The organism is Paenibacillus sp. JL3B1040, assembly GCF_057063165.1.
In genome coordinates, this window is the sequence record NZ_CM169317.1 from 3,152,678 (window position 1) to 3,165,506 (window position 12,829).

The following is a 12,829-nucleotide window of genomic DNA, read 5'->3' on the forward strand; positions in this document are numbered from 1 at the left end:
AACCGCGATAGAATAAAAGATTTTAGCCGTTCTCCCCATTTTGTCGGTCTCCCCTCAATTTCTGCTCCTTCTTAATGTAAAGGAGAGATGTCATCAAGGTTTGGACGAGTTGTAAACAAAATGTCTCCAAAATAGGGATTGATGATAGATCTATTTAAATTCGATAACAAACGGCAAATAGTCGAAAGGGACCGGCCCGGACACGACTTCTCCCTCTCTTGCTTCTTGCTTGACCGGCAATCTCGCGTAGGATTTTTGTCCTTGAACCAGCAGCTCGCCGTTGTCCGGGCTCCATGCCATTTGCCAGGGAATCACGCCTTGATAGAGTAATTTTTGATTTAGAATGTTATTCCCTTGCAGCTTTCCGGCATAGATCGTATCTTGATCTTTCGTATAAGCGATATATTTCCGATCCGGGGATAACTGAAACGTATCCGCGCGTTCCAGCAAAACGGCGACCGCATCGTTTCGGGGATCATACGCGTACAACGTGCCGTCCCGGCCGATAAATGCCGCCTGGTCGCTATTGATCCAGGCCGCCGATGTTCCCAAGGCAAGCTCATGTTGATAAAGAGCGCTAAACTTATCGCCTTTCCATGTCCCGATCGTTAATTCGGGGCGGTCCGAATATCCGTTGATGATCAGGGCGGTTTTCCCGTCATCCGAGAACTTGACGGTCGCGTTGAAATTCTCTTTGATTCCTCCCGGCACAGTATAATGCCGAAGCTCCCCGCTTTCCGAATCGTATACGTTAACGGTTGTACTTTTCATGCGATCGTCGGAAGTTACATAGGAGAGATAGCGGCTATTATCGGACCACATGAACCATTTGGACAGGAATTCACTTGAAGCGGTCTTGTCGACGACTTTCTCCGATTGATTCGCGAGCGAGATCAGCTGCAACGTGAAGGACCCGTCGCTTCCCGCCCCGGAGGATACGGCATAACGTCCATCCGGGGACAAGCCCAGAATGGCGGCCTTCTTGTCAAGCGCAAACCGCGGCATCCCGGCCTCAAAAGGAGCGGCAAGGCTTTCCATGGTTTGCCCGGAGTCCCTGTCCTGAGCGAGCCTTAACAGCTCGTCCGGCCCGTACCACCCCAAAACGCTGCCGTCTCTCCATATTTCCTCCGGAAGCCGGTATATCGTTTTGACCTCGAATAACCCGTTGGTTTGGCTTTGCTCGCGATCTTCCTCCGCGTCGGGAATGATGATGGTTTGGGTACGCCGATCCTTCATGCATCCGGACAATAAGCAGCCGACCAGCACAATAGAAGCCAATAGGAACATTATTTTTTTGCTCATAGCCGCTCCCTCTCCAGTTCCATGGCCGGTATTTCAACGATGACGCAGATTTGCTCGTCCTTGCTGGTCATGCGGATGGCTCCTCCGTGGTGTTCGACAACCGTCTTCGCGATCGACAGCCCCAACCCCACGCTGCCCGCTTCCTTCTTCGCCCGGCCGGCCAGGTAAAACGGCTCGAACAGGCTGGCCAAGTGCTCGGGTTCGATCGGATCCCCCCGATTGACGATCGTAAATCGCACGACGTCGGCGTCCCGCTTGGCCGTGGCCGATATCTCCGATGAGGCATAGCTGTATTTCACCGCATTGTCCAACAGGTTAATAAACAGCTGTCTCAAACGATCTCCTTGTCCCCATACGAACAACCCCGCTTCAATGTCGCAGCGGATAGTTTTATGATACCGCGCCGCTTTAAAGGCCATCGCCTCGCAGACGTCTTTAAGAATCCGGCCCGCCTCCACGGTTTCGAATTCCTCCGGGAGCGAGCTTTCCTGCGACATTTCCAGCAGCTTCAGCACCATGCCGTGCAGACGTTCGCTTTCCCGTACGATATGATTGATGCCTTTCTCGAAAAAGGCCCGGTCCGATTCGCCCTGCTGGCGGATCATTTCCGCGTAGCCCAGGATCGAAGTCAGCGGGGTTTTCAGCTCATGGGTGACGTTGTCGAAAAAACGCTTACGCTGCCGGTTCAGTTGCTGCAAACGGTCGCGATCCCGTTCGATTCTGGCGATCTGCTGCTTGATTCGGCCGATCATTTCCTTGAAGTTTGCCGCGAGCCGGCCAATTTCATCCCGCCGCGTCGGCTTGATGTCGATAGGCGCGTCGAGATTCCCGTCCATCACTTCCGTGGAGGTTTGGCTTAACTTAACCAGAGGAACGGTAATGTTGCGCGACAGAATATACGAAAACAGAAACGCCGCGGCGAAAATCGCCAATGCCAGATAAGTGATCGTGTTCAAAATCGTCCCGGTCTGCTCGTAGAGCAGGGTAAAATCTTTGGCAAAGCGCAAAATTCCGACCTTTGTGCCGTCGATGATCACCGGATACGCATAATGCACGGAAGCGGTTCCCTGCTCATAGGAGATCGTATAGGCGGTTTTCCCCGCCAGCGCCTGCTTCAAGTCATCGTCGGACGCGCCGGCAAACGCCGCGCTGGAAGTGGAATAGAGCAGGACTCCATCGATCGTATACGCGCCGACTTCGCTCAAGGTGGCCCGGTTTAAATCCGTGGTCATCTCCTCGGCCATTTGGCCGAAATAGAGGTCGTCATTGGTAAAGTGATTGATCAGAAACGCCTGTCGGACGTAGATATTGCTGTTCTTTTTCAGCCCAATCAGATCGTCGGTGATGATCTTCTGGTTGCTGGTTTGGATCACATGGGCAACGATTTGGTTGAGCAGCAGAAAGGACAAGGCGAAGATCAGAAAAAAGCCGACGAGAAACTTCCCCCGTATAGTGCGGATCATGGCCCTAATCCACCTGCTTTTCGAATTTGTAACCGATCCCGAACACGGTCGTGATCCAATCGCCGGCGTCCAGCTTTTTGCGCAGCCGTTGAATATGGGTATCCACCGTACGCGTATCCCCGGCAAAATCGTAGCCCCAAACGAGGTCCAGCAGTTCGGCGCGCGTATAGATTTTGCCTCGGTTATGGTACATCCGTAGCAGCAGATCGTATTCCTTTGGCGTCAGATCCACAATTTCGCCTTCCTTGCGGACCAACCGTTCGCTTTCCAAGATCTCGATGTTTCGGAAACGGATCCGCTCCTCTTCGCGCTCGTCCTCTCGGCTTCGGCCTTGCGGCTGCACTCGGCGGAGGATCGTCCGGATCCGGGCAAGCACTTCTCGTAAGTCAAACGGCTTCGTAATATAGTCGTCGGCGCCGAATTCGAGGCCGAGGATTTTGTCGGTGATATCGGACTTCGCCGTAATCATCAAGATGGGAATGTTGTAGGTTGCCGTCACTTTTTTGCAAAGATCCAGCCCGCTTTGATCCGGCAGCATCCAGTCCAGCAGCAGCAAGTCCGGCCGGAAGGTCTTCATAATTTCAAGGCCGTCTTCCCCGGTTCCCGACGTCCGGGTGTCGAAACCTTCTTTGGACAACCCGTAAGCGAGCAGATCGGCGATGGCTTCTTCGTCGTCGATGATGAGAATCTTCGTTTTCTCCATGTGCGCCTCCAAACGTTCTTTCCTCGTCCTTATTGTACCCGTCCACGGCCGATCGGGAAAGGTTAGCGATTCAAAGATGCGCATAATCGGCGCAGCGCGGGAGACACTACAAGCGGAAAATGACAAACGTTTAACGATTTCAATCCATGAAATAGGCAGAACGGTGAATCCATGAACAATAAAGACAACTTTTTGGGGCCTTTTGCTCGTTGCCTGGCGGTAATCACGCTGCTACACAGCTTCCTAACCGCCGTCCTATCCCCCGATGCGGGAGCTTCCCCTTCGTTGCCCATCGTTTCGGAGGAGAGCATTTATTCCATTGAAGTCTTTCCAAGGCAGCACCGGCTGACCGTTAAAATTCAAGGGCAACTCTATAAATCCTACCCCGTCGCGGTAGGCAACCCCTCAACCCCTACTCCCGTCGGAGATTACGTCATTACGTATAAGGGCAAGGATTGGGGGCCCTCCTTTGGCCCGAGATGGCTAGGCCTTAACGTCCCTTGGGGATACTATGGGATTCATGGCACCAACCGTCCCGATTCGATCGGCCGGCACCTGAGCCACGGCTGCATCCGCATGCTCAACCGCGATGTCATGGAGTTGTATGAGCTGATTCCTTTGGGTACTAAAGTCACGATTTATGGCCATATTTTAGGAGACGCCGATCACGATCCACGGGATTTGGCCGAAGGCGATGTGGGCGGAGACGTGCAGCTGATTCAATCGCGGCTCAAGAGCGCGGGTTACTATGAAGGCGTATGCGACGGCAGATTCAATCGGGCAACCGCTGAAGCCCTGTCCCGGTTTCAACGCGATCGGGGATTGATCCCGAACGGCGTCGTCAACCATCGGGCCTACCAGGCGCTAGGCTTGTCGGAATAGCGGTAAACCAAAGAAACAACCCCTTTCTCATGAAAACGAGAATAGGGGTTGTTTCTTTCGTGACGGGGGGCCTATACAAAAACCTGCACCAACTCGATATGCCGTTCCCTGGCCAAATCCCGGAACTGCCACTCGTCGATTTGCACCAGCGGTTTAAAGATGTCGGTCGGGTTGTTCCACACGATCGTCGCGATTTCGCCGTTGCTAAGCTTGACTCTCTTTCCGATGAAATTCGGCAGAAGATTGGCGGTGAGTGCCTGAACCGCCTTTTCGTTTAACTTGCCGAAACCCAATTCGTATATGTTTTTTAGCACGGTCAAGAGATCTTGCCGCGTTCCCGAAGCGTCGGGAGAAGTCAAAGCTATGTATTCGTTGGCCACCGCTACGATTTCCGCGTAGGGATGGATTTTTTCTTTCCGCAAGCCGGCCGGATACCCCGATCCGTCCTCCCGCTCATGATGCTGAAGCGCAACGAGGGCCGTGACTTCTTCGTCCATGGATTTGCGAATGATTTCGTAGCCATAGGAGGTGTGGCGGTTCATTTCTTCCCGTTCTTCCCCGACCAACTCATGCTCGCGGTTACGAAGCGATTGGCGGACCCGGCTTTTTCCGATGTCGTGCAAATAACCTGCCTTGCTGATTTCATAACATTCGTTAGGCGGATGTCCAAGCCAAGTCGCAATATAATAGGATAATAGACCCACCTCCAGTGAATGGTTATAAATATTGACATCATCTTCGGAGAAGGCAATCAGAAGCGATACGACATCTTTATTGCGGTCAAGCACTTCGAGCATGGGCACCAAATGCTGGTCAACCATCGCTTGGTTGAATTTGCCCGTCGTAAGTGCCTCCAAAAAAATCGACTGGTAACCCTTTATCGTGAAATAAAAGTTATCGCGTAAACGCTGCATAAAGCTGGGTTTCATCCCGGATTGCGCAGCGTCTTCCCCTTCGCGCAGCTCAATATCGACATAATCGATACTTTGCCGAATCAACAGGGCGATTTCCTCCGTATAAATGCTTGTCCCCTTCGGAAGAACGTGTAAACCGGCCCGGTTAAACACATCGGTTCTCAAACGGTCCCCTTCCTGAAGCTCCATGACATGAGTCTTCATATGACCCCTCCCTTCTTCTACTGCGGAAACCGCCGTATTCGTCTCTATACCTATAAATATCGCTCAAATACGGCCTGCCCTGAATAGTCCTAAAGGCGTGTTTTGGGGGAAATGGCAACCGTCATCCGCTCCGTTTCATACAGGTCAAAAGCCCCTACCTTCCATTTCGCTTCCAAGGAGGATCTCCGTATCGATGCAGCGCCCGATTGATCGAATAGATCATCCAGGGGATGACAGCCGAAAGCGTCGCGCAGATCCATGTCTTAGCGGTGGGAAGACGGTCCAACAACAAATCCCACATCGGCAAGCACCTCCTGCATTAATTGGTATCCACCGTCGAACCGACAATCCGCACCTTGGTACGGGCCTCCACAACGATGTCGCACCGGGTAAAATACCGTTCGCCCTGCTCCCAATCATTCTTAATCTCCTCCCAGACCGCATGATGATTGCGTCTCAGATACTCTCCCAAACCGATGACATCCACCCCGAATTCCTGCTGGACCTTCGATAGGGTCTTCGCAGTCAAACGGCTTAATCGCTCCGCGGTTTTCTCCTCGATTTCCGCAAGCTGACCGGAATCCAGCAGCTCGGTTCCCTCCTGGGATTCCCCGATGTTTCCTTCCATGTCGAGGCGGATGCTGAACCGGATACGTTCCGGATCGGACACATCCGCTTGAATACTGCGCCGTAAACCTTTGATTTCATAGGCAACGTATCGATCATTCAGAAGAAACTCCATGACCCCGTCCTGGGCGGTCCCCCGCAAAATGTTAAGACCCGATGTTTCGTCGTCGTTCAGGAACCCCTTGAGCTTCTGGGAACCGTCGAAAAGAGCCGCTCCGGAAACGGATACCTCCCCGTTAATTCGACGGATTTTCGGGAGCGCGAAGCTGCTTTGGGACAAAATATAGGCTTGAACGTCACCGATGCTGGTCGGCGGATAAATTCTAGAACTCTCGGTCGGATTTAGAGCCGCAGATTCGAAATACATGACGGGAAGCTTCTCGTTTTTCGGATTCGTCTCGAGCAAATCGCCCGCCTTCCCCTCGGTAACCATGATTTTGGTGGCTCTCCGCATTTCGTGGTCACGGAGAAACAGATCCAGCGAAGTGGCGAGGTCGCCGCTCGCGGCCAGCTCCGCGGAAATCAGGATCAAGCGCAAATGCTGCAAATAAGGGCTTCGGCTCGTTAAGAAGGACATATCGCGAGCCGCCGTGAACATCGTATTGGCTGACGAAGACAGGTTAAAGAAAGCGGCGTTCTTGCTCTCGCTTTTGCTTCCGCCTTCTTTGGCCTGCAATCCCCCCGGGATAACAAATTGAAACGTCAAGACATATTTGCTGTGGTCGGCTTCTTCTCCTTCGGCGAGGTCGATTCCGGCCCCGACCACAAATCCTCTTTCTTCGATTTCAACCCGGTCCCAACAGCCGGTCGTAAAAATGGCCAGGACTGCCGCGATCAACCATCCGCAGCGAATCTTATGCACGCCCCTTCACCCCCCGCAGCACGGACAATAGAAGCAAAAGCGCCGGGAATATCATGCCAAGCCCGATGCCCACATAGCTGATCCATTCGCCGAATTGTTGAATTTCGATCAGATTTTGCGGCTGCATCACGAGCAGGAAAACGACGGGCCCCAGCCAAAAAGCCAAGGTTGTGCGCTTGGCTTTTTTAAAGACGGCTTCCAGCGCCTGTAAGGATACATCAAATGCCATCACCGCCGTGCTGAACAGGGTGAGCACCCATACCGAAAAAAAGATCGACTCAAACCGCTCGAAAAACCCACCGGGAACCTCGACCTGCTTGGCCAGCTCGGCGGTTGGGTATAGCGTGCTGGCCGTTACGTCGAGGCCAAAGACGCCAAGGGTGAAAAAAAACACGAGCAAATATAACACAAGCGGGATCAACAGGCCGAACATCGAGGCCTTGACGATTTTCTTAGGCTGGTTGACTACCGCATTATAGAACAACAAAATCTCGAACCCGATAAATGAAAAGGCCGACTCCTTGGAGGCCATTACCGCATCCCGCCAATCGGTAACAAAAAACGGCATGAGATTTTGGAACTCAAAGAAACTGATGTTCATTACAAATAAGACGAACAACAGCAAAACCACGATTGGTAAAAATAAAGTGTTCAGCCGAAACAGCGCCACGCTGGGCCCCGCTACGCCATAGATCAGCACCAGCAGAAAAACCAGGCAGATCACTTCCACCGGAGTCCGGTCGAACAAGTAGATTCTGGAGATGCTGGCCACGCCCCGCGTTTCGTAAGCCACAAATGCCAGCATATAACCCGAAAACATCAACGAAAAGAGGACGGCCACGGGTTTCCCGATCACCGCGCCCGCAATGTCATGCAGGTTCCGTTTCGGAAACCGGGTTAATAATTTGGCAACGAGCCAAGTAAACACCAAAGCGCCCAGTCCTCCGACGAGAATAGATATCCACCCGTCGACCGAACGCGTTGTTTCCACAATCGAACGGGGCAGGGTGAGCACGCCGAAGCCGATGACCATATTGGCGACCGAGGCAAAGACTTCATAGGTTCCTACTTCCTTGTCCCCATACTCGAAAGCCTTCATGGCCTCCCCTCCCGATTTCCCGTCCTGGAGTCGTCTTTAGTTTGCATGAATTTAGGCCGTTTCGTAAGCATTGTATAAGGCGCCCGGATCACCATATCCCGCCAATCGCGATAGAAACCGGGGGACAATGGCGTCAAATAAGGGACCCCGAAGCTTTGCAGCCTCGACAGGTGAATGCAGATCATCACCATCGTCAGAATGATGCCGTATAGACCAAACATGGCGGCGGCGATCATCGTAAGGAACCGCAAAATCCGAAAGGCGATTCCCGCGCTATAGGAAGGGATCGCAAAGGAGGAAACCGCCGTTACCGCCACCACAATCACCATGATCGGACTGACGATTCCCGCCTGCACGGCGGCTTCGCCGATGACCAGACCGCCTACGATCCCGATCGTTTGTCCGATGGGCTTCGGCAAGCGAAGCCCGGCCTCGCGCAGCAGCTCCAACGTAAATTCCATTAAAAACGCCTCGACCACCGCCGGAAACGGGACTCCTTCCCGGGCAGCCGCGATTGAGAAAGCAAGCTTGGAAGGGATCATCCCCTGATGAAAGGAGACGAGCGCAATATAAAGCGACGGAAACGTCAAGGAAATGACCACTGCGGTATAGCGTAGGATGCGAATGAGGGTTCCGATATGCCAACGCTCGTAGTAATCCTCCGGCGACTGGATCAAGGAGACAAAAGTGGTCGGCATGATTAACGCAAACGGAGTTCCCTCCAGCAAGATTACGGCCTTGCCCTGCAGCAACGCGGAAGCGACTTTATCGGGGCGCTCGGTATGCAGAATCAGAGGAAACGGCGACAAAAAGCTGTCCTGGATCATTTGCTCGATGGTCCCGCTCTCCGGCGCATCGTCAATGTTGATCGTCTCCACTCTCCGCTTAACCTCTTGAATCAGATCCGGGTGCGCAATGTCATCGATATAGGCAATGACCAGTTCCTTTTTCCCCCTTTCCCCGACCCGGTAAGTGTCAAATCGCAGCTTCGGATCGCGGATCGAACGCCGCAAAAGAATAATGTTCGTCCGAATGCTTTCGTTGAAACCTTCGCGCGGACCGCGAACCAACGCTTCCGTTTCCGGTTCCTCCACGTTCCGTCCCGTCCATTTTTTGCTGCCGATCAACAGCGCCTGATTGAAGCCTTCGATAAACAGCACGGTATCTCCCGACAGCAAGGATACGAGAATATCGTCGAGCGATGGCGTCGTCGTATATTTTTGAACCGATAGAAATTGCTCGTCCAAGCGGCGAAACAGTTCCTGTCCGGACATCGGCCCGTCCTGGCCTATGGCGGAAAATGTCCGCTGCAAGGAGGTAACGATCTGTTCGTTGATCATATTTAAATCCGATAACCCGGCGATGCAAAGAATGGCGCATTTCGGACTTTCGCCTCCGCCGCTGACAAATCGCGTAACCAAATCGTCTGGAGCATCCAGGATACGGACGATCCGGGCTACCGACTCATGGACGCTGCCGCCGATTTCGGCCGGCGAGAAATCTCCCCCTTGCGGTGATCCGGGCTTACGGATCAGGCTTTGTTTGTATCGATGATTTCGGAACAACAATCTTGGCATAAGGCCTCATCCCCACTAGTCTGATCTTCTCTGAAGTTGTTACCCTGTATTACCAACTTCACTCGAAAATAACCCCATTCCGCTTTTTCACGGGCCTCTCGCCAAGTCCGCAAAAGAATAATTTTCCTGTATATCGCGCATCTTAACCTGGAATCATCGGTTGAGGAAGGAGGAGGTTCCGTGTCGTACGTTAGAAAGCTGTTGCGTCGAAAGCGTTCCGGAGGAGAGACATCGAACAAACACACTGGAAATCACCCGAATCAGACGGATTCTTCCGGCCCGGCATCCGACGATCGTCTGTCGCCCCGGCTGGAGTGGCTTAAGCAAGAGTTTAAGGACAGCTCGGACATAATCTATCGGGAATTTACGATTAGCTCCGGTCAGCGCTGCGCCTTGATTTACGTACGAGGCATGATTTCGCAGGAAACGGTCCAGCAATTCATCGTACGCAGCTTGCAGCGGGAATCCGCGCAATTGAAAGAGAAAGACATCTATCAATTCCTGTTCGAGGACGAAGCTTTGAGCGTATCGCAAGCGTCTATCACGGATGACCTGAATCAAGCGGTTCAGGCCGTGCTAAATGCCGGGGCATTGCTGCTGATTGACGGGGACGCGCGGATGATGACCTTCTCGATCTCGTCTTACCCAACGCGCGGAATCGACGAAGCGCCCAACGAATCGGTTATCCGCGGATCGAGAGAAGCGTTTATCGAAGACTTGGAGAAGAACCTGACCATGCTTCGCCGCCGTATCAAAAGCAAGCATTTCAAAACGCCGGCGATCACCAAAGGCCGCGAGACGCGAACCAGTGCCGTGCTGGCTTATGTCGAGGACGTATGCAAGCCGGAGCTGCTAAAGGAAATGAAACGGCGATTGTCATACATCGATATGGACAGTGTGCTCGGCTCGACTTACTTGGAAGAAACCATCGAAGATAACCCTTATTCTCCTTTTCCGCAAATCCAGTACACGGAACGCCCCGATGTCGTTAGCGCGGCGCTCTTGGAAGGAAGAATTGCGATTCTCGTGGACGGTTCGCCGATCGTGCTGCTCGCTCCCGTAACGCTGCCCATGCTGCTGCAATCGGCTGAGGATTATTATCAGCGTTATATCGCGGCGAACTGGATTCGCTGGATTCGTTACTTTTTCGTATTCGCATCGCTAACGCTTCCGTCGATCTATATCGCAGTCACCACGTTTCATCCGGAGATGATCCCGTCGCAGTTGCTCATTACGATCGCGGCTTCCCGGGAAATCGTCCCGTTTCCGGCGTTATGGGAGGCTTTTGCCATGGAGTTGGCCTTTGAAGCGCTCCGCGAAGCATCGATTCGGATACCGAAATCGATCGGGCAAGCCGTGTCCATTATCGGAGCTTTGATTATCGGCACCGCTGCCGTCCAGGCGGGGATCGTCTCGGCGGCCATGGTCATCATCGTGTCTTTAACGGGGATCGCCTCGTTCATCATCCCCCATTTCGATCTGGGATTGGCCTTTCGGCTGCTGCGTTTTCCGATCATGATTTTAGCTTCGATGTTCGGATTGTACGGCGTGACCTGCGGGCTGATTTTAATTTACATTCATTTAGTGAACATGAGATCCTTCGGGGTTCCTTACTTGTCCCCGATCGCCCCGCTGGTGACCGAGGATTTGGGCGATACGCTCCTTAGAGCGCCGTGGTGGAAAATGCACAAGCGCCCCGTGCAGCTCACGAACAACAAAGTGCGTCAAAGCGACGATCCGCGGGCCTGGGTAAAAGAGAAAGGTGAATTGGAGTGAGTAACATGCAAAGAGCGATCGGAACGGCAACGTTGGTCTTTTTGCTCTTGATCGGCGTTGGCGGATGCTGGTCCGCCGAGGAACTAAATAACCGAGCGTTCGTGAACACCGTGCTGATCGATCTGACGGAGGACGGTCAGACGGAGCTGACCCTCGGAGTTCCGCTGCCTAACCGCATGATTCCGGGTCAGGCTGGCGGCACGGGACAACCTCAGGGCGACCCCTTCAGCTTCGTTTCCAAACGTGCAGAGAACCTGAGTCTGGCGTTAAACAAGATTCAAGTTGACCTCTCCCGAAACATTTCGTTCGGCCAAACCCGGATCATCGTGGTTGGCCGAAGACTGGCGGAACAAGGGCTGGACAAGGTCCTCGAATTCGTCTTCCGCCAGCCCTCGTTTCGGCTGAGCGCTAGTCTGTTCGTCACCCCCGGCAACGTCAAAGAGATTACGCGGTCTCCGATGGTGTTCGAGCGGATTCTCAGCGACATTTTGCGCAAATATGTCAACAACCACTTTGCCCTGGATACCACGGTCAAGGATTACAAGCTGGCTTTGTACCATGGCGGAGATATTCTGATCCCCTTGCTGAATTTCGGAGTACTACCGGGGGTTGCGCAGGAGGATCCCAAGAAGGATCGCTGGATGGGTTCCGGAGGTGCGGCGATCTTCAGCGGCGGAAGGATGGCCAAGACGGAGCTTACACCCCAAGAGCATCAAGTTGCGCTTTGGATCAGCTCCCAGCTCAAAAATACGACCGTCACCATCCCTTCTCCCACCGACGGGGAAGAAGTGAGCTTTTTTATCGAGGGAATCAAGACGGACATCATTCCGGTCGTGAAGGGCGACAACGTCTCTTTTCAGATCAAGAGCAACGCCAAGGCGTACGTGGAAACTTCCCTGTCGCACATCGATCTGAAGAAACCGCAAGTCCTTCAGCAATTGGAGGAAATCCTTAGTAAAAAAATGGAGAAGGAATTTCTGGATGTGCTGACGAAAACCCGTCAAGCCCGTTCCGACGCTTTTATCATGAGCCAATATCTGGAATGGAGATATCCCGGAATTTGGAACAAGGTGCAAGAACATTGGAAGCATATTTACGCCAAAGAGCTGCCGATTGAAGTTGACGTTGAGGTTCAACTGAACCGTACCGGCGGCGTTTACCGTTCGGTGGTTCAAGAAACCAATAGATAGCGAGGGAAAAGCGTGTACTGGATAGGGACTCTATTTGCGCTGATTATGCTGGTGGACTGGCTCATTCAGAAAAAAGAGGGTGCCAAGCTGAAAACCCGAATGACGGTATTGCTGATCACTGTCGTTTTTTTCATTACCTCGGAGGTCGTTTACAAACTGAAGGACCGCTGGAATCTACCTGTCCTGTTCCGCTATATGCGCGAGTCGGTGCTGGGCTGATCCTTAGATTC

The 12,829-nt window shown here is 53.0% G+C and carries 11 protein-coding genes; 4 read left to right on the plus strand and 7 right to left on the minus strand.

The annotated features are described in order from the left end of the window. Nucleotides 1–150 precede the first annotated feature (150 nt). The 3 genes from ACZF99_RS14200 to ACZF99_RS14210 are packed head-to-tail and all read right to left on the minus strand — an operon-like array spanning nt 151 to nt 3,468. Nucleotides 151–1,302: a WD40 repeat domain-containing protein gene (locus tag ACZF99_RS14200; protein WP_483605720.1), complete on the minus strand. Its 1,152-nt coding sequence runs from the start codon at nt 1,300–1,302 to the stop codon at nt 151–153. After that, complete coding sequence (locus ACZF99_RS14205) at nt 1,299–2,765, minus strand: sensor histidine kinase (protein ID WP_483605721.1); 1,467 nt, start codon at nt 2,763–2,765, stop codon at nt 1,299–1,301. Before ACZF99_RS14205 ends, ACZF99_RS14200 begins: the two co-directional genes overlap by 4 nt. Nucleotides 2,766–2,769: 4 nt before the next feature. After that, nucleotides 2,770–3,468, minus strand: coding sequence for a response regulator transcription factor (locus ACZF99_RS14210; RefSeq protein ID WP_483605722.1), 699 nt, complete (start codon nt 3,466–3,468; stop codon nt 2,770–2,772). A gap of 171 nt (nt 3,469–3,639) precedes the next feature. On the opposite strand from ACZF99_RS14210, the gene ACZF99_RS14215 reads away from it, so the two are divergent. Beyond that, nucleotides 3,640–4,350: a L,D-transpeptidase family protein gene (locus ACZF99_RS14215; RefSeq protein WP_483605723.1), complete on the plus strand. Its 711-nt coding sequence runs from the start codon at nt 3,640–3,642 to the stop codon at nt 4,348–4,350. Between the two features lie 71 nt (nt 4,351–4,421). On the opposite strand, the gene ACZF99_RS14220 is transcribed toward ACZF99_RS14215, so the two are convergent. The 4 genes from ACZF99_RS14220 to ACZF99_RS14235 form a co-directional block, all read right to left on the minus strand. After that, on the minus strand, nt 4,422–5,468 hold the full coding sequence (locus ACZF99_RS14220) for an HD-GYP domain-containing protein (protein WP_483605724.1): 1,047 nt from the start codon (nt 5,466–5,468) through the stop codon (nt 4,422–4,424). 319 nt (nt 5,469–5,787) lie between these two features. Then, nucleotides 5,788–6,957 (minus strand): Ger(x)C family spore germination protein, encoded by a 1,170-nt coding sequence (locus ACZF99_RS14225; RefSeq protein ID WP_483605725.1) that lies wholly within the window; start codon nt 6,955–6,957, stop codon nt 5,788–5,790. Further along, nucleotides 6,950–8,056, minus strand: coding sequence for a GerAB/ArcD/ProY family transporter (locus ACZF99_RS14230; protein WP_483605726.1), 1,107 nt, complete (start codon nt 8,054–8,056; stop codon nt 6,950–6,952). The genes ACZF99_RS14225 and ACZF99_RS14230 overlap by 8 nt, the downstream gene beginning before the upstream one ends. Continuing rightward, nucleotides 8,053–9,633 carry a spore germination protein gene (locus ACZF99_RS14235; RefSeq protein ID WP_483605727.1) on the minus strand — a complete coding sequence of 527 codons (1,581 nt, stop codon included), beginning with the start codon at nt 9,631–9,633 and terminating at the stop codon, nt 8,053–8,055. The genes ACZF99_RS14230 and ACZF99_RS14235 overlap by 4 nt, the downstream gene beginning before the upstream one ends. A gap of 180 nt (nt 9,634–9,813) precedes the next feature. Here ACZF99_RS14235 and ACZF99_RS14240 point away from each other — a divergent pair, with 180 nt between their 5' ends. From ACZF99_RS14240 to ACZF99_RS14250, 3 genes are read left to right on the plus strand one after another with little or no spacing between them, the layout of a single operon-like run. Next, nucleotides 9,814–11,409 carry a spore germination protein gene (locus ACZF99_RS14240; RefSeq protein ID WP_483605728.1) on the plus strand — a complete coding sequence of 532 codons (1,596 nt, stop codon included), beginning with the start codon at nt 9,814–9,816 and terminating at the stop codon, nt 11,407–11,409. A 5-nt stretch (nt 11,410–11,414) separates the two neighbouring features. Next, nucleotides 11,415–12,599: a Ger(x)C family spore germination protein gene (locus ACZF99_RS14245; RefSeq protein ID WP_483605729.1), complete on the plus strand. Its 1,185-nt coding sequence runs from the start codon at nt 11,415–11,417 to the stop codon at nt 12,597–12,599. A 12-nt stretch (nt 12,600–12,611) separates the two neighbouring features. Beyond that, entirely contained in the window at nt 12,612–12,818 is a 207-nt protein-coding gene (locus tag ACZF99_RS14250) for a hypothetical protein (protein ID WP_483605730.1), read from the plus strand. Nucleotides 12,819–12,829 lie beyond the last annotated feature (11 nt).